General features: G+C 65.2%; 26 protein-coding genes. 17 read left to right on the top strand and 9 right to left on the bottom strand.

From position 1 onward, the window contains the following. Positions 1-49: 49 nt before the first annotated feature. From IQ35_RS12165 to IQ35_RS12155, 3 genes are all read right to left on the bottom strand, one after another. The gene (locus IQ35_RS12165) at positions 50-2,590 is read right to left on the bottom strand and encodes a penicillin-binding protein 1A (RefSeq protein ID WP_021244911.1); all 2,541 of its coding nucleotides are present in this window, start codon (positions 2,588-2,590) and stop codon (positions 50-52) included. Positions 2,591-2,657: 67 nt separating this feature from the next. Beyond that, positions 2,658-3,938, bottom strand: a complete 1,281-nt coding sequence (locus tag IQ35_RS12160) for an N-acetylmuramoyl-L-alanine amidase (RefSeq protein WP_145073816.1) — start codon at positions 3,936-3,938, stop codon at positions 2,658-2,660. Between the two features lie 133 nt (positions 3,939-4,071). Beyond that, entirely contained in the window at positions 4,072-4,368 is a 297-nt protein-coding gene (locus IQ35_RS12155; RefSeq protein ID WP_145073813.1) for a hypothetical protein, read from the bottom strand. 94 nt (positions 4,369-4,462) lie between these two features. Here IQ35_RS12155 and IQ35_RS12150 point away from each other — a divergent pair, with 94 nt between their 5' ends. The 9 genes from IQ35_RS12150 (at position 4,463) to IQ35_RS12110 (ending at position 13,235) form a co-directional block, all read left to right on the top strand. After that, a complete protein-coding gene (locus IQ35_RS12150; protein ID WP_221442054.1) occupies positions 4,463-7,171 on the top strand; it encodes an Rne/Rng family ribonuclease in 2,709 nt (902 codons plus the stop codon). Between the two features lie 152 nt (positions 7,172-7,323). Further along, a complete protein-coding gene (locus IQ35_RS12145) occupies positions 7,324-8,676 on the top strand; it encodes a M48 family metalloprotease (RefSeq protein WP_031291049.1) in 1,353 nt (450 codons plus the stop codon). Further along, on the top strand, positions 8,673-9,434 hold the full coding sequence (locus tag IQ35_RS12140) for a DsbA family protein (protein WP_021244907.1): 762 nt from the start codon (positions 8,673-8,675) through the stop codon (positions 9,432-9,434). Before IQ35_RS12145 ends, IQ35_RS12140 begins: the two co-directional genes overlap by 4 nt. A gap of 294 nt (positions 9,435-9,728) precedes the next feature. Then, entirely contained in the window at positions 9,729-9,863 is a 135-nt protein-coding gene (gene rpmH / locus IQ35_RS12135) for a 50S ribosomal protein L34 (protein WP_021317369.1), read from the top strand. A gap of 44 nt (positions 9,864-9,907) precedes the next feature. After that, positions 9,908-10,315 carry a ribonuclease P protein component gene (rnpA, locus tag IQ35_RS12130; RefSeq protein ID WP_145073953.1) on the top strand — a complete coding sequence of 136 codons (408 nt, stop codon included), beginning with the start codon at positions 9,908-9,910 and terminating at the stop codon, positions 10,313-10,315. After that, positions 10,312-10,524 (top strand): membrane protein insertion efficiency factor YidD, encoded by a 213-nt coding sequence (yidD, locus tag IQ35_RS12125; RefSeq protein WP_081659713.1) that lies wholly within the window; start codon positions 10,312-10,314, stop codon positions 10,522-10,524. Before rnpA ends, yidD begins: the two co-directional genes overlap by 4 nt. Positions 10,525-10,558: 34 nt before the next feature. After that, positions 10,559-12,262, top strand: a complete 1,704-nt coding sequence (yidC, locus tag IQ35_RS12120) for a membrane protein insertase YidC (RefSeq protein WP_145073810.1) — start codon at positions 10,559-10,561, stop codon at positions 12,260-12,262. A 10-nt stretch (positions 12,263-12,272) separates the two neighbouring features. Next, a complete protein-coding gene (gene yihA, locus IQ35_RS12115) occupies positions 12,273-12,920 on the top strand; it encodes a ribosome biogenesis GTP-binding protein YihA/YsxC (RefSeq protein WP_021244904.1) in 648 nt (215 codons plus the stop codon). A 12-nt stretch (positions 12,921-12,932) separates the two neighbouring features. Further along, positions 12,933-13,235, top strand: a complete 303-nt coding sequence (locus tag IQ35_RS12110; protein ID WP_021244903.1) for an alkylphosphonate utilization protein — start codon at positions 12,933-12,935, stop codon at positions 13,233-13,235. Between the two features lie 83 nt (positions 13,236-13,318). Here IQ35_RS12110 and IQ35_RS12105 read toward each other — a convergent pair whose 3' ends face one another. Next, positions 13,319-13,606 carry a DUF3175 domain-containing protein gene (locus IQ35_RS12105; RefSeq protein ID WP_031291044.1) on the bottom strand — a complete coding sequence of 96 codons (288 nt, stop codon included), beginning with the start codon at positions 13,604-13,606 and terminating at the stop codon, positions 13,319-13,321. Between the two features lie 154 nt (positions 13,607-13,760). Here IQ35_RS12105 and IQ35_RS12100 point away from each other — a divergent pair, with 154 nt between their 5' ends. Both IQ35_RS12100 and IQ35_RS12095 read left to right on the top strand, forming a co-directional pair. Next, complete coding sequence (locus IQ35_RS12100) at positions 13,761-15,809, top strand: carbon starvation CstA family protein (protein ID WP_145073807.1); 2,049 nt, start codon at positions 13,761-13,763, stop codon at positions 15,807-15,809. Beyond that, a complete protein-coding gene (locus tag IQ35_RS12095; RefSeq protein ID WP_021244900.1) occupies positions 15,806-15,991 on the top strand; it encodes a YbdD/YjiX family protein in 186 nt (61 codons plus the stop codon). Before IQ35_RS12100 ends, IQ35_RS12095 begins: the two co-directional genes overlap by 4 nt. On the opposite strand, the gene IQ35_RS12090 is transcribed toward IQ35_RS12095, so the two are convergent. Both IQ35_RS12090 and IQ35_RS12085 read right to left on the bottom strand, forming a co-directional pair. After that, entirely contained in the window at positions 15,992-16,909 is a 918-nt protein-coding gene (locus IQ35_RS12090) for an XdhC family protein (RefSeq protein WP_145073804.1), read from the bottom strand. A 43-nt stretch (positions 16,910-16,952) separates the two neighbouring features. Then, positions 16,953-17,627, bottom strand: a complete 675-nt coding sequence (locus tag IQ35_RS12085; protein WP_145073801.1) for a S24 family peptidase — start codon at positions 17,625-17,627, stop codon at positions 16,953-16,955. A 116-nt stretch (positions 17,628-17,743) separates the two neighbouring features. Between IQ35_RS12085 and IQ35_RS21495 the strand changes: the two genes are divergently transcribed. Both IQ35_RS21495 and IQ35_RS12075 read left to right on the top strand, forming a co-directional pair. Further along, entirely contained in the window at positions 17,744-17,929 is a 186-nt protein-coding gene (locus tag IQ35_RS21495; protein WP_021244897.1) for a hypothetical protein, read from the top strand. A gap of 74 nt (positions 17,930-18,003) precedes the next feature. Further along, positions 18,004-18,297 carry a hypothetical protein gene (locus tag IQ35_RS12075; RefSeq protein ID WP_236614754.1) on the top strand — a complete coding sequence of 98 codons (294 nt, stop codon included), beginning with the start codon at positions 18,004-18,006 and terminating at the stop codon, positions 18,295-18,297. Positions 18,298-18,317: 20 nt separating this feature from the next. Here the strand turns inward: IQ35_RS12075 and IQ35_RS12070 are convergent, their stop codons facing one another. Next, positions 18,318-19,229 (bottom strand): hypothetical protein, encoded by a 912-nt coding sequence (locus tag IQ35_RS12070; RefSeq protein ID WP_311768310.1) that lies wholly within the window; start codon positions 19,227-19,229, stop codon positions 18,318-18,320. 47 nt (positions 19,230-19,276) lie between these two features. Further along, positions 19,277-20,512, bottom strand: a complete 1,236-nt coding sequence (locus IQ35_RS12065; protein ID WP_145073798.1) for a TIGR04063 family PEP-CTERM/XrtA system glycosyltransferase — start codon at positions 20,510-20,512, stop codon at positions 19,277-19,279. 89 nt (positions 20,513-20,601) lie between these two features. On the opposite strand from IQ35_RS12065, the gene IQ35_RS21750 reads away from it, so the two are divergent. The 3 genes from IQ35_RS21750 to IQ35_RS12055 are packed head-to-tail and all read left to right on the top strand — an operon-like array spanning position 20,602 to position 22,797. Further along, positions 20,602-20,724 carry a hypothetical protein gene (locus tag IQ35_RS21750; RefSeq protein ID WP_021244893.1) on the top strand — a complete coding sequence of 41 codons (123 nt, stop codon included), beginning with the start codon at positions 20,602-20,604 and terminating at the stop codon, positions 20,722-20,724. Then, positions 20,717-22,081, top strand: coding sequence for a putative O-glycosylation ligase, exosortase A system-associated (locus IQ35_RS12060; protein WP_145073794.1), 1,365 nt, complete (start codon positions 20,717-20,719; stop codon positions 22,079-22,081). The genes IQ35_RS21750 and IQ35_RS12060 overlap by 8 nt, the downstream gene beginning before the upstream one ends. Then, complete coding sequence (locus tag IQ35_RS12055) at positions 22,078-22,797, top strand: hypothetical protein (protein ID WP_021244891.1); 720 nt, start codon at positions 22,078-22,080, stop codon at positions 22,795-22,797. Before IQ35_RS12060 ends, IQ35_RS12055 begins: the two co-directional genes overlap by 4 nt. On the opposite strand, the gene IQ35_RS12050 is transcribed toward IQ35_RS12055, so the two are convergent. Further along, positions 22,757-23,311 carry a type 1 glutamine amidotransferase domain-containing protein gene (locus IQ35_RS12050; RefSeq protein WP_021244890.1) on the bottom strand — a complete coding sequence of 185 codons (555 nt, stop codon included), beginning with the start codon at positions 23,309-23,311 and terminating at the stop codon, positions 22,757-22,759. The genes IQ35_RS12055 and IQ35_RS12050 overlap by 41 nt on opposite strands. 122 nt (positions 23,312-23,433) lie before the next feature. On the opposite strand from IQ35_RS12050, the gene IQ35_RS12045 reads away from it, so the two are divergent. Continuing rightward, entirely contained in the window at positions 23,434-24,441 is a 1,008-nt protein-coding gene (locus IQ35_RS12045; RefSeq protein ID WP_021244889.1) for a DNA topoisomerase IB, read from the top strand.

Genomic DNA, 24,441 nt, shown 5'->3' with positions numbered 1-24,441 from the left:
CCCTTGCGGCGGCCCCTAGCACCCGAAAAGAGCGCGAACCAGCCGCATATCAATATATGCCGCCCTGATCCTGGAGGAAGTCCGCGTCGGTGCGCTGACGCCGGGCGCCAGAGGCCGCTCCCGCTGCGGCGGCCTTGTCCTGCGCCTCTACTTCCTCCTTGCGGATGGAGCGGCGCGGTTCGGATTCGGGCTTGAAGGCTTCCCAGATCACCGATGCCTTGGGATCGTCGGTCGGCCATGCGCCATAGACGCGCTTGCCCGACCGGCGGTCGATCGTGACCATGCGGACGCCCGCCGGGGCGATGAAGGGCGTCTTGGGCATATTCTCCAGCACCGGCGCCATCGCCGCTTTCCAGATCGGCGCGGCGATACGGCCGCCCTGCGCCCAGCCGCCCAGGCTGCGCGGCTGGTCGTAGCCGAGATAAACGCCCGCGACGAGATCGGGCGATCCACCGACGAACCAGACGTTGGTGGGGCCGTTGGTCGTGCCGGTCTTGCCGAACAGCGGTCGATTGAGGTCGCGCAGGACCGTGGCCGTGCCGCGCTGGATCACGCCCTCAGCGATGTGGACGACCTGATAGGCGGTCATGGGGTTCATGACCTGCTTCCCCTCAAAGCCGAAGCGGGGCATGGACTTGCCGTCCCAATTGGGCAGGTTGCAGCCGTCGCAGGGCCGCCAGCGTTCCGGCCAGATCACCTTGCCGCGCCGGTCCTGCACATAGTCCATGACCTTTGGCGTCAGTTGCCGCCCGTGATTGGCCAGCATGGCATAGGCGTTCACCATCCGCTCGACGGTGGTTTCGCCCGCGCCCAGCGCGAAGGAGAGATAGGGCTGGTAATCGCCGATGCCCATCGTCTTGATCGTGCGGACGACGCGGTCCATGCCGGTCTGGCTGGCGGCGCGCACGGTCATCAGGTTGCGCGATTGCTCGACGCCCCAGCGCATCGTCTGCGGCCCGGCGCTGCCGCCCGAGAAGTTGCGGAAGCATTTCTGGCCGAGGCCCGCGCCCTGATAGACGCACAAGGGTCCATCGACAATGATCGATGCGGGCGTCATGCCGTTGTCGAGTGCGGATGCATAAACGAAGGGCTTGATGGTCGATCCCGGCTGGCGCATCGCCTGCGTCGCGCGGTTATAGGAGGACAGGCGGGAATCGAAGCCGCCCTGCATGGCGCGGATACGGCCCGAATGGGTTTCCTCCACCACCATGCCGCCCGACACTTCGGGAATGTTGCGGAGCGCCCAGTCGGACCCGTTGCGCGCGACCACGATCAGGTCGCCGGGCTTCATCGCGGAAAAGGCGGGGCCGCCCGTCTTGCGATAGGGCAACTGCGCCGATCCTGCGGGCAGCGTGCCGGTGGAGCCGTCGGCAAAGCCGATCTGCGCGCTGGACGATGTGCGGCTGATGACGGCGGCGACGCGCCAGCCTTCATAATCGACGCCGACATAGCTGGCGGCCAGTTCCCGTTCCCAGCCGTTGTCGACCTTGATCTCCCCCACCGGGCCGGACCAGCCGCGCCCCACGTCGAAGCGGAGCAGGCCGTTGCGGAGCGCCGTGGCCGTGCTTTGCTGGACCACGGGGTCATAGGGGCTGCGGACCCAGAGACCGCCCGCATAGACGCTGTTGGGACCGTCCTTCGCCTTTTCGCCGAATTGCTGGATCAGGCGGCGGCGGATTTCCTCCATATAATAGCCGCCCGGCCGATCCTCGAAGCTCGATCCGCGCGATGCGACGGTGCCAAGCGGCGCGGCACGGGCAGCATCCCGCTGCGCCGCCGTGATCCAGCCATTCGCCTGCATCGCGCCCAAGGCCCAGTTGCGTCGTTCCAGCGCGCGCTCATGGCCGGTCGGGCTTTCCGGGCGATAATTGGCCGGTCCCTTGGGCAGGATGGCGAGATAGGCCATTTCCGGCAAGGTGAGGTCGGCCACATCCTTGTCGAAATAGGCGCGGGACGCCGCCTGCACGCCATAGGCGTTGCGACCGAGGAATATCTGGTTGAGGTAGAGTTCAAGGATCTGCTGCTTCGACAGCACGCCCTCCATGCGATAGGCGAGGATCATCTCCTTCACCTTGCGCGTGGGCGAATATTCGTCGCCGATGAGAAGATTCTTCGCCACCTGCTGCGTGATGGTGGAACCGCCGCGGGCACGCTGGCCCGACCCGATCTTGCTGGCATAGTCGAACACCGCGCCGGCAAAGCCGGGAATGTCGACGCCATGATGCTCGAAAAAGGTTTTGTCCTCCGCCGCCAGATAGGCGCGGATGAGGAGCGGGGGATAGTCGCTATATTGGAGCTGCACGCGCCGCTCGCGGGCATAGCTGTGCACAGGCTGGCCGTTGATGTCGCGCACGATGGTCGGCAGCGGCGGCTCATATTCCAGCAGCGTCGCGGCGTCGGGCAGGCCCCGCGCGAAGATCAGCCAGAAGAGGAGCCAGGCCAGCAGCAAGCCGCCCAGCAGGATCGCGGCCCAGCGGAACAGGCGGCGTCCCCAGAGCGGGCGAAGCCGGTCCATGATGCCCCCGGCCTCACGGCGCAGGCGATAGGCGACGGACGGTGATGCGGCGGTTTCGGGGCGAGCCTCTTCCATGATGGAGCAGGCTCTACGGTCAAAATGCGGCCAATGCCAGCACCGATCGGCGGATTTCGCGCAGGACCTATCCCCCCGGCCCGCCGCCGCGCAGGGCGAGCTTGCGGGCGAAATGCACTTCGATGGCGCGCGCGACCCCCCTGGCGATGCGGCTTTGCCCGTCCTTCGATGACAGGAATGCGGCATCCTCCAGATTGCTGATATAGCCGGTTTCGAACAGCACCGACGGCGTGTCGGGCGCCTTCAGCACCATCAGCGAGGCAAAGCGGTGATAGGCGCTGCGGAAGGGCACATCGGGCGACGCCTCCCGCTGCAACAGGCGCGCGAAACCGGAAGAAATGTTCATGGATTCGCGCTGGGTGAGGTCGATGAGGATGGAGGACACGTCGCTGCTTTGCCCGCCCAGATTGACGCCGTTGATGATGTCCGCCTTGTTCTCTCGCGCCGCCAGACGCGCGGCTTCGCGGTCGGATGCGGTTTCGGACAGGGTGTAGACGGTCGCGCCGCGCGCCGTGTCGTTCTCCGCCGAATCGGCATGGACGGAAATGAAGAGGTCGGCGTTCAGCTTGCGCGCGATGCCATAGCGCTCCTGCAAGACGAGGAAGCGGTCGTCGTCGCGGGTCAGCGCCACCCGGACGCGGCCCGCCTTCACCAGTTCGTCGCGGATCGCGCGCGCAATGGCGAGCGTCACGTCCTTCTCGCGCTTGCCGTTCTGCGGATTGATCGCGCCCGGATCATGGCCGCCATGGCCGGCGTCGATCACCACCAGCGGACGGGAACCGTCGCGCGAGCCTTCGATCGGCGGCAGCGCCACGCCCTTCGCCGCCGCCGGAATCGGCACGGTGATGCTGTGGATGCGCTGGCGGGGCCGCGCGCTCATATGGGCGGGCGCGTCGAACTGCGTGCGCCCCCGGCCCAGCGCCGTGCGGAAGGCGCTGTCCGAAATGCCCTGGAGCGAGAAGCTGAGCGACTTGCCGTCCGGCGCGATCCGCGCATCGCCGAGCGTTGCGGGCGTCGCGAGGTCCAGCACCACGCGCGCCGTGCCTTCGCTAAGCTGTCCCTGGCGCACGGCGGAAATGGCGGCGTGATCGCCCGCCCAGTCCAGCGGGCGCGCGGCCTGCGCCCCGTTGATATCGAGCGCAAGGCGGCGCGGCCCGTCCAACAGGAAGGCCGACGCGCCCTCCACGCTGCCGTCGAAGCGCACGACCACGCGGTCGCCCCGCACATCGACGGCGGCGATGTCGCCCGCATGACCGGGCGTTGCGGCGAATATGCTTGCCAGGGCAAGGCTGTGCAACATGCGCCGCTTGTGCAACGCAGTGCCGTTGGCCGTCCAGCCAAATATCATGACGTAAACCCGTCCAGCGTCCCCACGCTGAATCGGGCATTAAGCATCGCGCCTTGCCGCGCTGTAAAATAGGACGGTTAACGAAGCTTTCAGCATAATAATGCCAGTGGCGGTTGCCGGGAATCCCGGAAGGTCAGAATATTTCCGGCAGCCGTTGCCCCATCGCACATTGGCTGCTACCCATTCGCTTTCCTGAAAGGGACGCCATATCGGGCCAACCTTTTTGGGAAATTTTTTGTATCCATCGGCGCGCTTTGCCGCGCGAACCGATGGTCGAACAGGTTGACGCTGCATGAGGCATGTTTTCCATTCCCCGCTGAACCCGGCCACGGGCGATGCGGCGTGGATGGTCCTCCGGTCCGGCATAGTGCCCGGCCATGCCGATGCAGCAGACGCACATGATTTCCTTCAAAACCGGACGATGCAGCAACCCGCGCCCTTGTCGGCGCGCGCCCTGCCGTCCCTTCACTATCGCGTGGCGGCCCGGCCCCAAGCCGCAGGCCGCCGACGCCGGAGACTCATAAATGACAATGCGTATGCTGATCGATGCGCGCCACCGGGAAGAAACCCGTGTCGCGGTCGTCAAGGGAAACCGGATCGAGGAGTTTGATTTCGAATCCGCCGAGCACAAGCAGCTCAAGGGCAATATCTACCTCGCCAAGGTCACCCGTGTAGAACCGTCGCTCCAGGCGGCGTTCGTCGATTATGGCGGCAACCGCCACGGCTTCCTCGCCTTTTCGGAAATCCATCCCGACTATTACCAGATTCCGCGCGAAGACCGCGAAGCCTTGCTGCGCGAGGAACGCGCCCATGCCGAGGAAGAGGCCGCGCTGCGCGCCGAGGTCGAAGATGACGAGGAAGGCGTCCCCGGCGAGGGCGGCGTGGAAGTCGTCGTCGCCACCCATCATGACGATGAGGAAGGCGGCGAGGATGCGGATATTGGAGAGGGCGGCGGCGAAAGCGGCGAGAGGACCGGACGCCGTGGCCGCGGCCGTGGGCGTGGCGGCGACGAAGCCGCCGACGAACTGCGCCGCAAGCGCATGGCGCTGCGCCGCCGCTACAAGATCCAGGACGTCATCAAGCGCCGCCAGGTGCTGCTGGTGCAGGTCGTCAAGGAAGAGCGCGGCAACAAGGGCGCGGCGCTGACCACTTACCTGTCGCTCGCGGGCCGTTACTGCGTGCTGATGCCCAACACGTCGCATGGCGGCGGCATTTCGCGCAAGATCAGCAACGCGGCCGACCGCAAGCGGTTGAAGTCAATCATCGCGGACATGGCGTTGCCCTCCACCATGGGCTGCATCGTCCGCACGGCGGGCTTGCAGCGCACCAAGACGGAAATCAAGCGCGACTTCGACTATCTCGCCCGCCTGTGGGACGAGATTCGCGAAAATACGCTGAAATCCGCCGCTCCCGCACTGATCCACAATGACAGCGACCTTATCAAGCGCGCGATCCGCGACATCTACAACAAGGATATCGACGAGGTCATTGTCGAGGGCGAGGAAGGATATCGCGCCGCCAAGGACTTCATGAAGCTGCTGATGCCCAGCCACGCGCGGCGGGTGAAGCAATATGCCGACGCGGTGTCGCTGTTCCAGCGCGCGAGCGTCGAGGATCAACTCGCGGCCATGTACAACCCGGTCGTGCAGCTCAAGTCCGGCGGCTATCTGGTCATCAACCCGACCGAAGCGCTGGTGTCGATCGACATCAACTCCGGCCGCTCGACCCGCGAGCATGGCATCGAGCAGACCGCCGTCGCGACGAACCTAGAAGCCGCGCGGGAGATTGCGCGTCAGTTGCGGCTGCGCGATATGGCGGGCCTGGTCGTCATCGACTTCATCGACATGGAGATGAACTCCAACATCCGCAAGGTCGAGAAGGCGATGAAGGAGGCGCTGAAGGACGATCGCGCCCGCATCCAGGTCGGCCGCATCTCGGGCTTCGGTTTGATGGAGATGAGCCGCCAGCGGCTGCGGACGGGCGTGCTGGAAGCATCGACCCGGCAATGCCCGCATTGCGAAGGCACCGGGCTGGTGCGGACCGCTTCGTCGGCGGGCCTGTCGGCGCTGCGTATGCTGGAAGAGGAAGCGGCGCGCGGGCGCGGCAGCATCGTCACGCTGCGCGCGAGCCAGGAAGCGGCCTTCTACGTCCTCAACAACAAGCGGCGCGAGCTGGACGAGATCGAACAGCGTTACGGCGTCACCATCGTCATCCTGCCCGATGGCGAGGTGGAAGGCGCGCGCATGTCGGTGGAGGCCAGCGGCCCGCGCCCTGAGCGCGTCGTGAGCTATGCCCCGCTCGCCGAAGAGGAAGACGACCTCGACATGATCGAGGAGGAAGAGGAAGAAGAGACCGAGGAAGAAGAAGAGGCTTCGTCCGAACGCGAGGAACGCGAAGGTGGCCGTCGCCGTCGCCGCCGTCGCCGCCGCCGTGGCGGCCAGCGCGAGGATGGCACGGCGCAGTCTCCCTCCGAAGCTGACGAGGAAGGCGAAAGCGAGGCCGAGATCGAAGCCGGTGAGGAAACCGCCGAAACGGCCGACGGTGAAGAAGCGACCGATGAAGGCGAAGCGGGCCGCAAGCGTGGCCGTCGCGGTCGCCGGGGGGGCCGTCGCCGGCGCGAGGCTGGGGAAGCATCCGAGGAGGGCGTGAACGAAACCGCCGAGGCCGTCGAGCCGGTCGAGGAAGCCGAGCCGATCGCGCAAGCGCCCGAAGCGGAAGCCGCGGCGGAGCCTGTCGCGGAAGAAGCGCCCAAGACCCGCCGCCGTCCCCGCGCGCGCAAGGCGAAGGACGCCGTGGCTGAACCGGCCGCCGCCGAAACCGCCGAGCCGGTCGCACAAGCGCCCGCCGAGGAGCCGGCTGCCGAAGAGGCCCCCGCCAAGCCCAAGCGCACCCGCCGCAAGAAAGCGGCCCCGAGCGACGCCGAAGAGGTGGCCGTCGCGCAGGACGCGCCTGTGGCGGCAGCGGAAGCTGTGGAGGCCGAGGAGAAGCCCAAGCCAAAGCGCACCCGCCGCAAGAAACCTGTGCCGGGCGAGGCCGAAGGAGTGACCGCGGCCGTCGAGGAAGCGCCCGCCGATGTTGCGCCCGCAGCGGTGACGGAACCGGTCGATCAGCCTGCCATGGAGACTGCTCCCCAAACCCTGACCGCACCCGTCGAAAGCGCGGACACCACCGAAGGGGAGGACGAAAACGGCCAGCCCCGTCGCGGCTGGTGGCAGCGCACTTTCGGTCAATAAGCGGGATCGGGAAACGCCGCCTCGCGCCCGGCCTCCGCCGGGACGGGGTGGCGTTTCCGCTTGTGCGCGGCGCGACTTCATTGTGTATTCAGGGGCGCCGTGGCAGAGTGCGCCGCGATGCCTGTTCCCCTGCCCCCGCCCGGTCGAGCATCATGACGGGCCGCGTCCTTCGCTTATTGGCCATCCTGCTGGCTTCCCTCGCGCTGCTCGCGCGACCGACACTTGCGCAGCAGATATTGCGCGACGCGGAAACCGAAGCCTTCATGGCCGACATGTCCGGGCCGCTGGTCAAGGCGGCCGGCATGGAGCCGCGCAATGTGCAGGTGCTGGTCATCAACGACCCGGAAATCAACGCCTTCGTCGCGGGCGGGCAATATGTGTGGGTGCATAGCGGCCTCATCGCGCAGGCCGACAATGTGAACCAGGTGCAAGGCGTCGTCGCGCACGAACTGGGCCATATCGAGGGCGGGCACATCATCCGTTCCGCCGAAGGGATCAAGGAAGCGACGGGGATCACGCTCCTCAGCCTCGTGCTGGGCGCGGCGGCCATGGCGGCGGGCGGCGCGGAAGCGGGCATGGGCATCATGGGCGCGGGGCAGCAGGCGGCAATGGGCAAGTTCCTCGCCTTCTCCCGCGCGCAGGAAAGCTCCGCCGACCTTGCGGGCGCGCGTTACCTGAGCAAGGCGGGCATTTCGGGCAAGGGCAGCCTGGAATTCTTCAAGAAGCTGCAAAATCTGGAATACCGCCTCGCCATCCCGCAGGACGACAGCTATGGCCGCACCCACCCGCTATCGGGCGAGCGCATCAACGTGCTGCGCGAAGTCTATACGGTCGATCCGGCCTGGGACAAGCCGGTCGATCCGCAACTGGAAGCGCGGTTCGAACGGATCAAGGCGAAGCTGATCGGCTTCGTGTCCGAACCCAATCAGACGCTCCGCAAATATCCCGAAAGCGACCAGACCATCCCGGCCCATTATGCGCGGGCCTATGCCTGGCACAAAAGCGCCTATCCGCAAAAGGCGCTGGCGGAGGCGGATGCGCTGCTCGCCGCTGTGCCGCACGATCCCTATTTCCTGGAGCTGAAAGGCCAGATCCTGCTCGAAAGCGGCAAGCCCGCCGACGCCATCGCCCCCTTGCGCGAAGCCGTGAAGCTGACCAACCAGCCGCTGATCGCCACTTTGCTGGGCCACGCGCTGATCGCGACCGAGGACGATGCCAATTTCGCCGAGGCCGAGCAGGTGCTGCGCAACGCCGTGGCGCGGGACCGCGAAAACCCCTTCGCCTGGTATCAACTGGGGGTCGTCTATGAGCGGCACGGGGATACCGCGCGCGCGGCGCTGGCGACGGCGGAACGCTATTCGATGATGGGGCAGGACGCGATGGCGATGCGAAGCGCGGACGCGGCGATGCAGGGATTGAAACCGGGCACTGTTGACTATCTGCGCGCGCAGGATATCGCGATGGTATCGCGCGCCGCGGTGGAGCAGCAACGGAAGAAAAGATGACGGACTCCAACCGGCCGGATTTTCGCGCGGCCCTTTCCAACAGGACCATGCAAATGACCCTTGGCGCCTTCGCCTTCATTGCCGCCGCCGCCGGCACCGCCTTCGCCATGCAATCGGGCGGGAGCGTGACCGACAAGGCCGCGATCGAGCAGATCGTGCGCGACTATATCCTCGAACATCCCGAAATCATCCCCCAGGCTATCGAGAAATTGCAGTCGAAGCGGATGGAAAGCACCATCGAGGCAAGCCGCAGCGCGCTGGAAACGCCCTATGCGGGGGCGTGGGAAGGCGCAGCCAGGGGCGATGTCACCATTGTCGAATTTTTCGATTATGCCTGCGGCTATTGCCGAGCTTCGCTGCCCGATCTTGCCAAGCTGGTGAGCCAGGACAGGAATCTGAAGGTCGTCTATCGCGAATTGCCGATCCTGTCGGACGAAAGCAGCGACGCCGCCAAGGTGTCCTTGCTGGCGGCCGAGCGCGGGCACTATATGCCTTTCCACCGCGCGCTCTACGATGCGGGCCGGGTGACGCGGGAAACGATCCTGGCCTCCGCCGCGAAGGTGGGGATCGGCAAGGCCGACGCCGAAGCGGCCATCGCGTCGAAGAAATATGATACGGAAATCGCCTCCAATATCGCGCTCGCTCAGAAATTGCAGGCGAGCGGCACGCCGACCTTCGTCATCGGCAACCAGGTGCTGAACGGCGCGGTCGGGCATGAGGCGTTGAAGGCAGCGGTGAACGCGGCGCGGGGGAAATAAGCGGGACTCCTGCTTTCCGGCCGGTTGCGGCCGAAGGGGACATTCAACCTCCGAGTGGCGGGAATCCACCATGACCGTCTTTCTTTTGATGAAGCTGAAATCCTGATAATTTCCATCGCGGCCAATTCGGCAAGGAATAGGGGAGGGCGCGCGAAACCAACGCAGGCAAGCGCCTTCCTCCATTGACTTCCCTGACCCTTTTGCCTATCGGCACCCCCCTGACATGCGGTCGCCCCACCGGCGGCCCTTTTTTGTCACGCCCGATTCTCTATCTGTTTTTTTGAGGAATGAACGATGAAGCGCACCTTTCAGCCGAGCAATCTGGTTCGGAAGCGCCGTCACGGTTTCCGCGCACGCATGGCGACGCCGGGTGGCCGCAACGTGATCCGCGCACGCCGTTCGCGCGGCCGCAAGAGCCTGAGCGCCTGATCGAAGCCACGCGCGAATCGGCGCCGGACCCCGTGCCTGCCGTGATGGGCAGGCGCGCGGATTTTCTGGCGGCGAATCGCGGCAAGCGCGCGCCCATGCCCGGCTTCGTCCTGCTGGTGCGGGAACGGGCCGATGGCGATCCGGCGATGCGCTACGGCATCACGGTCACGAAGAAGATTGGCGGCGCTGTCGTCCGGAACCGGATGAAGCGCCGTTTTCGCGTTCTGGCGCGGGCGCTTCTGCCTATTCATGGCGTGGCGGGCGCGGATCATGTGCTGATCGGCCGCGCGGACGGCGTGGAACGCGATTTCACGAAGTTGCGGCAGGAACTGGAGAAGGCGTTGCAGAAGGTCCGCCGCGCGGATTCGCAGGCAGGTGCGCCGCCTTTTCGGCATCGGCGCGACAGGAAGGCCAAATCCCCTGCCTCTGATCGGCGTGAGGCGGGCCAGTGATCTCCCGCATCCTCATCCTGATCGCGCGCGGATGGCAACTTGGCCCTTCGCGGGTTTTGCCGCCTTCCTGCCGATACGCCCCGTCCTGTTCCGAATATGCGATTCAGGCGATCAGCAAATATGGCCCGATCAAGGGTAGCTGGCTGACGGCGAAGCGGCTAATGCGGTGCCACCCATGGGGCGGATCGGGCTACGACCCGGTCCCCTGACCAACAAGATAACGATTACGGCGGAGCCGAATAAGTGGACGACAAGAAGAACATCGTGCTGGCGGTCATCCTGACCGCGCTGATCCTGTTCGGCTGGCCCTATATCGCCAATCATTTCTTCCCGGCGGCCAATCCGCCCGCGACCAAGGTGGAAGGCGGCAAGGAGACCCCCGCGCCGCAACCGGGCGCCGATCCGGCGGCGGATTCGCCGGGCGCGATCCGCGACCGCGCGCTGGTGCTGAAAGAAGGCCCGCGCGTGCCCATCCGCACGCCCAAGCTCACCGGTTCCATCAACCTCAAAGGCGCGCGCATCGACGATATCGTGCTGCCGACCTACAGCGAAACCATCGCCAAGGATTCGCCCGCCATCCGTCTGTTTTCGCCCAGCGGCACGCAGGACGCCTTCTTCGCGGGCTTCGGCTGGCAGGGCGAAGGGCTGAAGACGCCCGACAACAACACGGTCTGGACCGCGGAAGGCACGGAACTGACGCCGACCAGCCCGGTCACGCTGCGCTGGGACAATGGCGCGGGCCAGACCTTCGAAATCCGCTACACGGTCGATCAGAATTACATGATCTCCGCGCAGCAGAAGGTATCGAACAACGGCGCGGGCGCCATTGGCGTCAAGAGCTATGGCTATGTCAGCCGTACCGGCATTCCCCATGATCCCGACACCTGGACCATCCATATCGGGCCGATGGGCGTGTTCAACGGCGCGGCCAATTATGATGTGAACTACAAGGATCTGGACAAGGGCCCTTCGACCCAGAGCTTCCAGTCCACCGGCGGCTGGCTGGGCTTCACCGACAAATATTGGCTCTCCGCGCTGGTGCCCGACCAGAAGGAAGCCTTTGCGGGCCAGTTCCGCAAGGGCGCGGGCACGCAATATCAGGCCGACTACAGCCTGCCGCCCGTCATGCTCGCCCCCGGCAAGGCGGTGACGCAGACCGCGCGGCTGTTCGTCGGCGCAAAGGAAGTGAAGACGCTGGAAGCCTATCAGGACGCGGGCATTCCGCTGTTCGACCGGGCGATCGACTGGGGCTGGTTCTACTGGTTCGAAAAGCCGATCTTCGCCCTGCTCCACTGGCTGTTCGAGCATATCGGCAATTTCGGCGTGGCGATCATCTGCCTGACCTTCGTGGTCCGGGCGCTGATGTTCCCCGTCGCCCAGCGCCAGTTCGCCAGCATGGCCGCGATGCGCGCCGTGCAGCCCAAGATGAAGGCGTTGCAGGAACGCTACAAGGACGACAAGCCCAAGCTCCAGCAGGAGATGATGGCGCTTTACAAGCGGGAGAAGGTGAACCCCCTTGCCGGTTGTCTGCCGATCTTCCTCCAGATTCCGATCTTCTTCGCGCTCTACAAGGTGTTGCAGCTCACCATCGAAATGCGGCACCAGCCTTTCGTGCTGTGGATCAAGGATCTGTCCGCGCCCGATCCGCTGCATATCCTGAACCTGTTCGGCCTGCTGCCCTTCACGCCTCCGGCTTTCCTGGGGATCGGCGTGCTGGCGCTGCTGCTGGGAATCAGCATGTATTTCCAGTTCAAGCTGAACCCGGCACAGATGGACCCTATGCAGCAGCAGGTCTTCGCGATCATGCCATGGGTGATGATGTTCATCATGGCGCCCTTCGCGGCGGGGCTGCTGGTCTACTGGATCACCAACAACTGCCTGTCGATGGCGCAGCAATGGTGGCTCTACAAACGCCATCCGCAGCTGAGCGCGGCTCCGGCGAAATAGGCCGCAACCCGTGAACGAACAGGAACAAAGCGAACTGGTCGAGGAAGCGCGCAAGGTCTTTGCCGGGCCGATCGCCTTCCTTAAATCCGCGCCGGACCTCAAATTCCTGCCCGACATGGCGGTGAACGAGGTGGCGTTCGCAGGGCGGTCCAATGTCGGCAAGTCGTCGCTGCTCAATGCGCTGACCGGGCGCAACAGCCTCGCCCGCACATCCAATACGCCGGGGCGCACGCAGGAACTCAATTTCTTCGACGTGGGGGAGCCGCTGCGCTTCCGGCTCGTCGATATGCCGGGCTATGGCTATGCGCGCGCGCCCAAGGACATGGTGCGCAAATGGCGGTTCCTGGTGAACGACTATCTGCGCGGGCGGGCAAAGCTCAAGCGCACGCTGGTGCTGATCGACAGCCGCCACGGGATCAAGGATGTCGATACGGACATTCTGGACATGCTGGACGCGGCGGCGGTCAGCTATCGCATCGTGCTGACCAAGGCGGACAAGGTGAAGGCCAGCCATCTGGCCGAGGTGATGGAAAAGACCGCTCAGGCCATCCGCAAACGCCCCGCCGCTCATCCCGCCATCATCGCCACGTCGAGCGACAAGGGCACGGGGATCGCGGACCTGCGCGCGGCGGTTCTGGAAAGCGTCAGTGAGGGATAAGGAGCCGAGCGCATGAGCGACGATAACTATGTCTATGACGAAGCCAGCGGCGAATGGATCAGCGCGGCGGACGCGGCGGCGCAGCAGAGCGACGGCGACACCGTGGAAGTGCGCGACGCGGTCGGCAATCTGCTAGCAGACGGCGATCAGGTGACGCTCATCAAGGACCTGACCGTGAAGGGCGCGGGCCAGACATTGAAGCGCGGAACGCTCATCAAGTCGATCCGGCTGACCGGCGATCCGCAGGAAATCGACTGCCGCTATGATGGCATCAAGGGGCTGGTGCTGCGCGCGGAGTTCGTGCGCAAGCGGTGATCTCCGCCGTCAGAAAAGGCTGATCGTCGCTAAAGCGAGGCAGGAGTCGAAATGACGGGTGAACGCCCGGTTCCAAAGAGCGTTCAGGCCTTGCGCGGCTTTCCGAAAGCGATGCGAAGTTCGTCCTTCGCCTGCTCCAATATCTGCCGCTGGCGCGCATCCAGCCCCTCCCCCGCCCGGTTGATGTAGAAGGTCAGCATCGACATGGCCGAGCGGAAGGGGCCGCTCTTGCGACGGCGGCTGGCTTCGGCCGAGCGTTTGAGGGACGCCGCGATCTTCCGGGGATCATGCAATGTGAATATGTCGCGCTCCAGGTCGAGCGCATCGCTCTCCTCCGTCGCTTTCCGCGACCATTTGCCGTTTTTCGTCATCTTTCCGTCCTCCAGTCTGAATGGTGGAATGAGGATCAGAAAGACAACGGGCTTCCGGGCAAAAGGTTCGCCCGCATGGGACAAGAGAAGATTGTCTTTCGATCACGCGCCCTTACTGTGCGGCCGACCTGAATAACGGATAAGCGAGAGAGCGATGGCGCGGCACATTCCCTGGATATTGATCGCGATAGTGGGCGCCGTGGCCTTGAGCGTGGTGGCGGTGTCGCGCGGCGAGGCGGTGAATGCGCTATGGATCGTGGTGGCGGCGGTCAGCAGCTTCCTCGTCGCCTATCGCTATTATGCGCTCTATATCGCGCGGAACGTGATGCGGCTCGATCCCGCGCGGGCGACGCCTGCCATCCGGCGTGCGGACGGGATGGACTATGTGGCGACCGACCGGACTGTCCTGTTCGGCCATCACTTCGCGGCGATCGCGGGCGCGGGGCCGCTGGTGGGGCCGGTGCTGGCGGCGCAGATGGGCTATCTGCCCGGCACCTTGTGGATCATCGCGGGCGTGGTGCTGGCCGGCGCGGTGCAGGACTTCATGGTTCTCTTCATCTCCATGCGGCGGGACGGCAAGTCGCTGGGCGAGCTGATCCGCATGGAGATGGGACAGGTCGCCGGGACCATCGCGCTGTTCGGCGCGTTCATGATCATGGTCATCATCCTGGCCGTGCTGGCGCTGATCGTCGTCAAGGCGCTGGCGGAAAGCCCGTGGGGCATGTTCACCGTCGCGGCGACGGTGCCGCTCGCGATCTTCATGGGCGTCTATACGCGCTGGATCAGGCCGGGGCGGATCGGCGAAGTGTCCGTGCTGGGTCTGGCCGGGCTGCTCGCGGCCATCGTCTATGGGCAAAGCATCGCCCAATCACCGCTCTGGGGTCCAGCCTTCACCTTCACGCCGGTGCAATTGTGCTGGATCTTGATCGGCTATGGCGCGGTGGCTTCGGTGCTGCCGGTTTGGCTGCTGCTCGCGCCGCGCGATTATCTGTCGACCTTCCTCAAGATCGGGGCCATCGGCGCGCTCGCCATCGGCATCGTCATCATGGCCCCGCCGCTCAGGATGCACGCCGTCACGCAGTTCGTGCACGGCGGCGGGCCGGCCTGGTCGGGGAGCCTCTTCCCCTTCCTCTTCATCACCATCGCCTGCGGCGCGGTGTCCGGCTTCCACGCGCTGATCGCCAGCGGCACCACGCCCAAGCTGATCGCGAGCGAAGCGGATGCGCCGATCATCGGCTATGGCGCGATGCTGATGGAGGCGTTCGTGGCGATCATGGCGCTGGTCGGCGCATCGATCCTCGATCCGGGCATCTATTTCACGATGAACAGCCCCGCCGCCGTCATCGGCACGGATGCGGCGAGCGCGGCGGCGGCGGTGACGGCGATGGGCTTCCCGATTGCGCCGGACCTTATCCTCCAGACGGCGAAGGACGTAGGCGAACACAGCATCATCTCCCGCGCGGGCGGCGCGCCGACGCTGGCGGTGGCGATGGCGGAAATCTTTTCCCATGTCGTCGGCGGACCGGCGATGAAAGCCTTCTGGTATCATTTCGCGATCCTGTTCGAAGCGCTGTTCATTCTGACGGCGGTGGATGCGGGGACGCGCGCGGGACGCTTCATGTTGCAGGACCTGATCGCGCTGGCGGTGCCGGGGTTCAAGGATACGACCAGTCCCCTCCCCGGCTTCGTCGCGACGGGGCTGTGCGTGGCGGCGTGGGGCTTTTTCCTGCATCAAGGCGTCACCGATCCGCTGGGCGGGGTGAATACACTCTGGCCGGTGTTCGGCATTTCCAACCAGATGCTCGCGGCCATCGCGCTGATGCTGGCGACGGCGGTGCTGTTCCGCATGAAACGGGACCGCTATGCCTGGGTGACGACGGTTCCGACGGCCTGGCTGCTCATCTGCACGCTGAGCGCGGGGTGGCTGAAGCTGTTTTCCGCCGATCCCAAGGTCGGCTTCCTCGCCCACGCCGCGAATTTCAGTGAAGCCGCCGGACGGGGCGCGGTGCTGGCCCCCGCCAGGTCTATGGCTGAGATGGAAAAGATCATCTTCAACGACCGGATTGACGCCGCATTGTGCGGGATCTTCCTGGCGGTGGTGCTGTCGCTGATCTTCTTCACCATCCGCGCCTGCCTCGCTGCGCGGCGGGCGGACCAGCCGACCGCGCGGGAAATACCGGCAGCGCTGGCGGCAGCGGAATGAGCGGCGTCCTTCTCCGCTTGCGGCAGATCGCGCGGGCGATGGTGGGCGCACCGGATTATGACGCCTATCTGCGCCATATGCGGGCACATCATCCGGACCAGCCGGTGCTGAGCGAGGTGCAATTGTTCCGCGATCGGCAGGAAGCGCGCTATGGCGGCAAAAATGGCGGGAAATGTTGCTGATCAGCGGTCGGCGTTGAAGCCCGCTATCATGCCCGCCGCGACGGAAAGCGCGATTTCCGCCGCGCCGGTCGCGCCGATGTCGAGCCCCGCCGGGCCGTCTATGCGCGCCAGTTCCTGAGGCGTGAAACCGAGGGCGGAGAGCCGCTCCAGCCGCGCGGCGTGGCTTTTGCGCGATCCCAGCGCCGCGATATAGCCGGTCGGCGCACGCAGGGCCGCGATCAACGCCGGATCGTCGATCTTGATATCGTGGCTGAGCGTTACGACGGCGGTGGATTCGCCGGGCCTATAATCGGCAACGGCATCATCGGGCCAGCGGTCGTCCAGCACAACACCGGGAAAGCGCTCCTTCGTCAGGAAACGGCCGCGCGGATCGATGACGATCGGCGTCACGCCTATCGCACAGGCGAGCACGCTGAGCGACTGGGCGATCTGCACCGCGCCGACGATCAGCAGGCGGCGGGGCGGACGATAGCGGTTGACGAACCGCCCTTCAACGGCGCCCTCCACCGTCAAGGCCGTTTCCAGATCGGTCGACAGGGCAAGCGAGCGTCCCTGCGCACTGGCGGCGGCGATACGGTCGAACAGGCCGGGCGGAAACCCCTCCGGCGAGACGGGCTGCACCAGCACGCTGATCTCCCCGCCGCAGGGAAGGCCCGCCGACCAGGCGTCGCCGTCCGTGACGCCATAGCTTTGGAGATGCCCCGGACGCCCGGCAATGACATCGGCGGCGCGCTGAAGCACATCGGTCTCGACACAGCCGCCCGAAATGCTGCCTTCGAAGCGGCCGTCCCGATGCACGATCATATGGCTGCCGCGCGGACGCGGGGCCGAACCCCAGGTGGACACGACGGTCGCCAGCGCAAGGGGTGCGCCGCGCCATTCCATTGCCTTGCGGATCACCCCTTCATTGTCGATCATCTTCCGATTCCCTTCCACGGCACAGATAGGGAAGGCCGGGCGATCAGACCAGCCGCCGCCCGGTCCAAACGACGCGGCCGACAATATCGACCAGCGCGGGATCTATGTCGGTCCAGTCGGGATAATGGGCATTGTCGCTCAAGACGCTGATCGCGCCCCGGCGCGGACCGAGCGCCACCCGCTTCACCATCAACACGCCGTCGAGCCGCAGGACATAGACGCCGTCGCGCAGCCGTTCGGCACCGTCGTCATGATCGACCATGATCTCGTCGCCGTCGCTGAGCGTGGGGGCCATGGATTCGCCGTCGACGCGGATGATCGATACGCGCTGCGGCCGGACGCCGATATGGCGCAGCCAGTTCGCGTCGAACGCCATGACGCCGGCCGCTCTTTCATCGTCGTCCAGAGTGCCCGCTCCCGCCGATGCTCTCAGCGCCAGACGCGGCACCGCGACGATGGCGGGAAGGGAGCGCGACCGCGCCGGCGCGCCTGGCGAAGGCTGGACACGGCCGCCCAGCATTTCCTCCGAAACGCCGAAATAGCGGGCCAGAACGCGCCTGTCCTCCTCATCCAGCTTGCGCGGCGTTCCCCGCTTTATGAACTGCTGGATATAGGCCGGATTGCGATTGAGCAGGCGGGAAAGATCGGCATAATTTTCCCCCCGCTCGGCAATCAGCCGATCCAGCACGAGCCGGGGATCTTCTCCATTACCGATCATATTTTGGTCCATAATGATGTGAATTTTCCTAGACAAGTAGGAAATCCAGCATGAGATAGGAATATACCTACCGACCTGCAAAAGGCGAGTCGGTCCGGAGGAGGAGAACGAAGAGGATGATCCTGCGTGCCATCGAAAAATTCCTGCGTGAAAATGATATTCCGCCGACCCGTTTCGGACGCGAATGCGCGCGCGACCCGCGCTTGGTCTTCGACCTGCGCAGGGGCCGCGAACCGGGCCAGCGGATAACGCGAAGAATAGAACATTTCATGAACACATATCGCAGGAGCGCGGGCCTATGACAAGCATGGATCATGTCTTTTCGACCCGGAATTTGGTCCAGAATAAAGCAATAGGAAAACGCTCAGACGATCCCTTGCCCCGTCTGCTGCTGCAATTGCTGGAGCGGGCCGGGCCGGACACTATTGTCGGGCGGGCAAGCAGCCGCCCCTGGGCCAGCGCCCTGTTTCAGGGGAGACGGCACGTCATCATTCTCGCGCTCAGGGGCGCGGATGCCGCCGTCCGCGCCGCCCGGTTCGCGCAAGGGATCGAGGAAGCGCAATGGAGCCTGCACCGGCATTTCGTGGCCGACATCGCCGTCGATGATCAACGGCCGATTGACGGCGGCACGGAAATAGAACTTTCGGTCCTTACCATCGAGGATTGGTAGAGCGCGAAATGGCGGGCCGCTCAGCGCGCCCGCCCGGCCATCGTCCGCAGCGCGCCCAATGCATCGCGCAGAGCCATGTCGACATCTTCCACCACCGCATCGCGCACGGGCACCGCAGCGGCGACGGGCATGTCCGCGATGACCCGATGCGATCCGGCCTTCGCTTCCTTGATGCGCGCCCGCTCCGCCAGGCCCCGCTCCAGCCGCGCCGTCAGTTCGGCAATCGACAGCCGTTCCATGGAAGGCGACGCGGGAGCAGCCGGCATGATCGATACTGGCTGCGTTTCAGGAGTGGCGGCTGGGGTTTGCCCTTCGGAAAAATCAGCTCCGCCCGCCGCGGCCGCGCCAGGAAGCGGCAGTCCGACAGCAGACTGGAGCAGCTCCTCATCCGACAGCGGTTCCGGCGCGTTCGGCAGCGTCAGGCCGCCGGGAGGAACCGCATCCCCGGCAACTGCCTGGCTGTCATCCTCCATCCCGGCCCGCCCGGCCGGTCCGGTCCGCCCGAAAATGTCGAGACCTTCAAAGTCGCGGCTGGCGAAGATCGGCGCGCGCGCGGGCGCATCGGGATGGGAATCCGCGCGGCGCAACACCGGTTCGCCGGACATGGCCGGAGGATGAATCCGTCCGCGCGCGAAAGCTGTCAGCCTGGACAATGCAAAACCCATTTTACCTGCTCCCCGGACGTCATCGGGACGTCCTCCATGCTCCAGGGCCAAAAGCCGCTCCTGGCGGCGCATGGCTCCCATGATTCCCGTTGCCATCAGCGCCGCGAACAGCGCCAGCGCCAGCCGCGCCTTGATGCCCAGGGGCGGCCCGGCGGCGGGCAGAATTTCCGAAACACCGGTGGACGCGATCAGCGTTTCCACCAGCCCGACCGGCATGGACAGCATGGCGAGCGCCGCGCCCGCCGCGCCCAGCAACGCCATTCCCATGGCTTTATTCCGACTCGTGCGCCGGCCCATTTTCCGGGGCCTCCCGATCATGCCGCCGCCGCCCGCGCGTCGGGCGCGGCGGATGCCAGCAGGCGTTGATAGACCGGCTCGTAGCGCAGGATGTTCGATGCCCAGTTGCGTTCCCGCTCCACAAAGGCGCGCGCGGCCGCCCGCCGTTCTTCCCAGAAATGCCGGTCGGCGAACATGTCCGCCAGCGCGGCGGCGATAGCCGCCGGATCATCGGGCGCGAACAGGGTTCCGGTGACGCCGTCCTCGATCAATTCGCGATGGCCGCCGACGCTGGAGGCCGCGACGAGTCTGCCTTGCGCCATGGCTTCGAGCGGTTTGAGCGGCGTCACCAGATCGGTGAGGCGCATCGCCTTGCGCGGATAGGCCAGGACATCGACCTGCGCATAATAATCCTCCACCCGCTCATGCGGCACACGGCCCACGAACAGGATGTGATCGGCAAAGGGCGACGCCGTGGCCCGGTCGCGCAGCGCCTGTTCGCAAGGGCCGCCGCCGACAAGCAGCAGCTTCGCCCTGGGCCGCGCCCGCACGAGGCGGGGCATGGCGGCGATCAGGTCGTCCAGCCCTTCATAATCGTAGAAGCTGCCGATGAAGCCGACGACGTCCGCGCCTTCGAGGCCGAGCTTCGTCGTCAAAGCGGGATCGCGGGCAACGGGCGCGCCGAACTGGTCCATGTCGACGCCGTTGGGCGAAACGATAATCTTTCGCGCATCGATCCCCCGCGCGATCAGGTCCGACCGCAACCCTTCGCAGATCACGGCGACCGCGTCGGCGCTTCGCACGGCATGGGTTTCCAGCTGGCGCGTCAGCCAGTAGCGGGGACTGCCTTGCGCGCCGGTGCCGTTGCCGACCGCCGCATCCTCCCAGAAGGCGCGGATCTCATAGACGAGGGGGATGCCGTGCCGCCGCGCGACTCGCTGGGCCGCGATGGCGTTGAGCACGGGCGAATGGGCGTGGATGATGTCCGGACGCCAGCGCTGCACCAGCGCCTCGATGGCATCGGCATGGGCCGCGATGTCCCGCCATTCGCGCAGCAAGGCATTGCCGGTCGCGGCCTCGCCGGGCGTCCGATGAAAGCGCAGTCCGTCCACGACCTGCTCCAACGGCCCCGGCGCGCCGTGGCGGTGGCCGGTGATCCCGCGCACGTCCCAGCCCTTGCCCATCTGCGCCCGCAAAATCGCGCGCGTGCGGAAGGTATAGCCGCTCTGCAACGGCAGGCTGTGGTCGAGCACATGAAGAATGCGTGTCGTCATGACCCGTTTCTCTGCCAGAAATTGTTTAACGGCCCGTCAACTCTGCCGCGCTAGGAAGATGCGGTGCGTAGCGGAGCCTTCAATCCAAGATGATCGATACCCTGACCCTGCTCATCAGCCATGGCGCGATCCTGCTGGCCGCTTTCCGGCTGCTGTCGCGTCCGGATCTGGACCGCGACCCCGAAGCGGAAGGTCCATCAAGCGATGCGTGACCTGTTCTTCGTTGCTTTTCTTGGACTTTTTTTCCTGCTGGGCTTCCGGCGGCCGTTCCTGCTGATCGCCATCTATGCCTATATCGATATCGTTTCGCCGCAGCGCCTTTCCTATTTCCTGCTGAACAGCATCCCCATTTCGGCCATTGCCTTCCTGCTTGCGGCGGGGGCGTGGCTGCTGGTGGACGACAAGAAGGATTGCCGATTCTCCTTCCGGCAGGTGCTGCTGCTGATCCTGCTGGGCTGGTGCGCCTATACGACCGCGACGGCGGACTTCCCGGTCGAAGCGCAACAAAAATGGTCCTGGGTCTGGAAAGCCCTGATCTTCGCGATCTTCCTGCCGGTGACGCTGCGCACCAAGCTGCGAATCGAGGCGCTGGCGCTGTTCATGGTGCTTTGCGCCAGCACGATCATCATCAACGGCGGCATGAAAACGGCGCTGTCGGGCGGCGGCTATGGCGTGCTCAACCTGATGGTCGACAATAATAGCGGCCTGTATGAAGGCAGCATCATATCCTGCGTCGCCATATCGCTGATCCCCATCATTCTCTGGCTTTCGCGCCATGGCACGGTGTTTCCGCCCGATTGGCGGGTAAAGGGCTTTGCCTGGGCGCTCTGTTTCGCCTGCCTGCTGATGCCGATCGGCACGGAGGCGCGAACGGGCCTGATCTGCATCGTCGTGCTGGCGGGAATGATGCTGATGCGCTCGAAGCGGAAGTTCATCTATGGGCCGTTGATGCTGGCGGCGGCGCTGGCGTCCATCCCCTTCCTGCCCGCCAGCTTCACCCAGCGCATGTCGACCATCGAGAACCATCAGGGCGATGAAAGCGCCGCGACCCGGATCGCCGTGTGGAAATGGACCCTCGACTATGTGAAGGAGCATCCCGGCGGCGGCGGCTTCGACAATTACCTTCAGAACAGCTTCACCTACGTTTCCCGCAGCTTCGTTTCCGATAGCGGCGGAAGCCGTATCGAAACGCGCATCGTGACCGACCGGGGCCGCGCCTATCACAGCGCCTATTTCGAATTACTGGGCGAGCAGGGCTATTTCGGCTTCTTCATCTGGGCGCTGATCCACATCGTCACCTTCCTGCGCACCGAAATGATCCGGCGCACATATCGCGGACGGGACGGACCGGATGGGGCATGGATCGCGCCGCTCGCCATCGCGCTGCAACAAGGGCATGTCGTCTATATGATCGGATCGCTGTTCGTGGGCATCGCCTATCAGCCATTCATCTTCATGATGCTGGCCTTGCAGATCGGCCTCGACACCTATCTGACCCGCAAGCGGCGCGACGAAGCCCGCCGCCCGATGATCGCGCCGTCTCCACGTCCGGCCGGACTTGCCGCATGAACGGCGAATTGCGCGCTCTGGGCGTCATCCATGGCTTGTTGCTGGGCATGGTGCTGGCGACGCCATGGATGGGCGCATATGTCATGCGCTGGGGCGTGGAAGCGCTCTTCATCATGAGCGCGTTCCAGCTTCGCCTGGCGGATCGGCGCTTTGCCTTGCGGCCGGGCTGGCGCGGCTGGATCAGCCATGTTCGCATGGCACCGCAAAGACTGGCGACATGGGCGGCGCTCGCCATAGCGGTGCTGATCGCGCTTCCTGACCGGACGGGTATGCCGGCCATAATCCTGATGGCCGCGCTGATGGGCGAATTGCTGCTCTATCCGGCCTGTGTCTGGCTGCTCCCGCGGCTTTCCCGCAGATATCTGGGGTGGCTCCTCGCCATGATGCTTCTATCCTGTGCGATGACCGACAGGGACATGCTTCGGCTGCCGATCCTGTTCATCACGGGAATCGGCGTTTGCCTGTTCTGGCTGCGGGGACCGGATGGCGATGTTCACGCCCTCGCCGCCGCGCTGGGCGCCGGAGGAATATCGGCGCTCGCCGCGATTCTCTGGCCTGTAGCAGCGCCGGTCTGCGTTCCAGCCGCGACCGTCGCGGTCATGACCGCCCTGGCGCATATGTCGGTAATGCGCCGCCGCCCGCATCATTGGCGGCTGGGCGGCGACGCGGCAGGCATCAGGCTGCGGCGGTTGCGCCTTCTGTCACGGCCTTTCTGAATGCGGAGACGAAGGCGGGGATGTCGGCAGGCTTGCGGCTGGTGATGAGATTGCCGTCGATCACGACTTCCTGATCGACCACCTTTGCCCCCGCATTGGACAGATCGGTGCGGATCGAAGGCCAGGAAGTCACTGTCCGCCCGGACACCACATCCGCCTCCACCAGCAGCCAGGGACCGTGACAAATGGCAGCGACGGGCTTTCCCGAACGGACAAAGGCGCGCACCAGATCGACCGCTTTCCCGTTGGTGCGCAGCGTATCGGGATTGGCGACTCCGCCCGGAAGGATCAGGCCGTCATAATCCTCGATCCGCACGTCATCCAGCGTCAGGTCGGGTGTGATGGTGGCGCCCTTTTCATCATGCTTCATGCCCTGGATGGGCTTCTTTTCGGGCGAGGCGAGTTCCACGGCGGCGCGCGCGCCGATGAGTTGGTCGCGCGGTTCGAACAATTCCGATTGCTCGAATCCGTCCGTTGCAATGATGAGGATGCGTGTCTGGTCTATGGTGGGCATGGGACGATCCTTTTTTTGCGATTGAGGGAATGAAATGACAACAATGCCGGCGGCCATCCGTTGCGGAACGAAGCGATGAACGGCGGGTTTGAAGGGATGAGAAGGAAAGTCCGTCCCGACCCATGCCCCCCGCCGCCCTCATCCATTCGAACGACAGCGAACCCGGCATCACCCGGCGCGCGCTGAAGCGCGGCTGGGCCTATTTCGATGCGGACGGAAAGCGGATCACCGACAGGGACGAAATCGACCGCCTGAACGCCATCGCCATGCCGCCTGCTTATGAAGGCTGCTGGTTCTGCCCGCACGCCCATGGTCATATCCAGGCGACGGGGCGGGACGCGCGGGGGCGCAAGCAATATCGCTACCATCCCGATTTCCGCGACGAGCGGGAGGCCGGGAAATATGCGGGCTGCCTGGCCTTCGGGCGCGCCCTTCCCCGGTTGCGCGCGCGGCTGGACACCGATCTTTCCGGGCGCGGGCTTCGCAAGGAAAGGACCATGGCGGCGGTGGTGCGCCTGCTGGACCTTGCCAAGCTGCGGGTCGGGAACGAGCATTATGCGACCACCAACAAGAGCTTCGGCGCGACCACCCTGCGCCGCCGCCATGTGGATATGGCCGGCCATTCGCTCAAGCTGCGCTATCGTGCCAAGTCGGGCCTGCTGCGGGAGATGACGGTCACCGACCGGAGGCTGACGCGTTTCGTGCGGAAGCTGCACGACCTGCCGGGGCAGCATCTGTTTCAATATATGGATGAAGCAGGTGAAGCGCGGCCGATCACCTCTGGCGACGTCAACGCCTATATCGCCGAAACGATGGGCGGCCCGTTCACCGCCAAACATTTCCGCACATGGGGGGCGTCCGTCATCGCCTTTGCCGCGCTGAGCGAAGGTCCGGTGTCGCTCAAGGACATGATCGCGCCGGTCGCCGAAGCGCTCGGCAACACGCCGGCCATCAGCCGCAAGAGCTATATCCACCCCGCCCTTATCGACTTGTGCAGAAATGGACAGGAAGAATGGCGCAGGGGGCTTCGCCTGCCGCGCCGGACACGCTATCTGTCGCGGCATGAGCGCGGATTGATTGCGCTGCTGGACATGCTGGCGGATGAAGAGCCGCTGCCCACGGCGGCCTGA

The organism is Sphingobium wenxiniae, from assembly GCF_007830065.1.
GTDB lineage: Bacteria > Pseudomonadota > Alphaproteobacteria > Sphingomonadales > Sphingomonadaceae > Sphingobium > Sphingobium wenxiniae.
This window is presented reverse-complemented; position numbering and strand designations above follow the sequence as displayed.

Bases quoted from the DNA above. Each gene is read 5' to 3' on its own strand.
- IQ35_RS12165 (WP_021244911.1), bottom strand. From the start codon at position 2,590: ATGGAAGAGGCTCGCCCCGAAACCGCCGCATCACCGTCCGTCGCCTAT.
- IQ35_RS12160 (WP_145073816.1), bottom strand. From the start codon at position 3,938: ATGATATTTGGCTGGACGGCCAACGGCACTGCGTTGCACAAGCGGCGC.
- IQ35_RS12150 (WP_221442054.1), top strand. From the start codon at position 4,463: ATGACAATGCGTATGCTGATCGATGCGCGCCACCGGGAAGAAACCCGT.
- IQ35_RS12145 (WP_031291049.1), top strand. From the start codon at position 7,324: ATGACGGGCCGCGTCCTTCGCTTATTGGCCATCCTGCTGGCTTCCCTC.
- IQ35_RS12140 (WP_021244907.1), top strand. From the start codon at position 8,673: ATGACGGACTCCAACCGGCCGGATTTTCGCGCGGCCCTTTCCAACAGG.
- rpmH (WP_021317369.1), top strand. From the start codon at position 9,729: ATGAAGCGCACCTTTCAGCCGAGCAATCTGGTTCGGAAGCGCCGTCAC.
- rnpA (WP_145073953.1), top strand. From the start codon at position 9,908: ATGGGCAGGCGCGCGGATTTTCTGGCGGCGAATCGCGGCAAGCGCGCG.
- IQ35_RS12110 (WP_021244903.1), top strand. From the start codon at position 12,933: ATGAGCGACGATAACTATGTCTATGACGAAGCCAGCGGCGAATGGATC.
- IQ35_RS12105 (WP_031291044.1), bottom strand. From the start codon at position 13,606: ATGACGAAAAACGGCAAATGGTCGCGGAAAGCGACGGAGGAGAGCGAT.
- IQ35_RS12100 (WP_145073807.1), top strand. From the start codon at position 13,761: ATGGCGCGGCACATTCCCTGGATATTGATCGCGATAGTGGGCGCCGTG.
- IQ35_RS12095 (WP_021244900.1), top strand. From the start codon at position 15,806: ATGAGCGGCGTCCTTCTCCGCTTGCGGCAGATCGCGCGGGCGATGGTG.
- IQ35_RS12090 (WP_145073804.1), bottom strand. From the start codon at position 16,909: ATGATCGACAATGAAGGGGTGATCCGCAAGGCAATGGAATGGCGCGGC.
- IQ35_RS12085 (WP_145073801.1), bottom strand. From the start codon at position 17,627: ATGATCGGTAATGGAGAAGATCCCCGGCTCGTGCTGGATCGGCTGATT.
- IQ35_RS21495 (WP_021244897.1), top strand. From the start codon at position 17,744: ATGATCCTGCGTGCCATCGAAAAATTCCTGCGTGAAAATGATATTCCG.
- IQ35_RS12070 (WP_311768310.1), bottom strand. From the start codon at position 19,229: ATGGGAATGGCGTTGCTGGGCGCGGCGGGCGCGGCGCTCGCCATGCTG.
- IQ35_RS12065 (WP_145073798.1), bottom strand. From the start codon at position 20,512: ATGACGACACGCATTCTTCATGTGCTCGACCACAGCCTGCCGTTGCAG.
- IQ35_RS21750 (WP_021244893.1), top strand. From the start codon at position 20,602: ATGATCGATACCCTGACCCTGCTCATCAGCCATGGCGCGATCCTGCTG.
- IQ35_RS12060 (WP_145073794.1), top strand. From the start codon at position 20,717: ATGCGTGACCTGTTCTTCGTTGCTTTTCTTGGACTTTTTTTCCTGCTG.
- IQ35_RS12055 (WP_021244891.1), top strand. From the start codon at position 22,078: ATGAACGGCGAATTGCGCGCTCTGGGCGTCATCCATGGCTTGTTGCTG.
- IQ35_RS12050 (WP_021244890.1), bottom strand. From the start codon at position 23,311: ATGCCCACCATAGACCAGACACGCATCCTCATCATTGCAACGGACGGA.
- IQ35_RS12045 (WP_021244889.1), top strand. From the start codon at position 23,434: ATGCCCCCCGCCGCCCTCATCCATTCGAACGACAGCGAACCCGGCATC.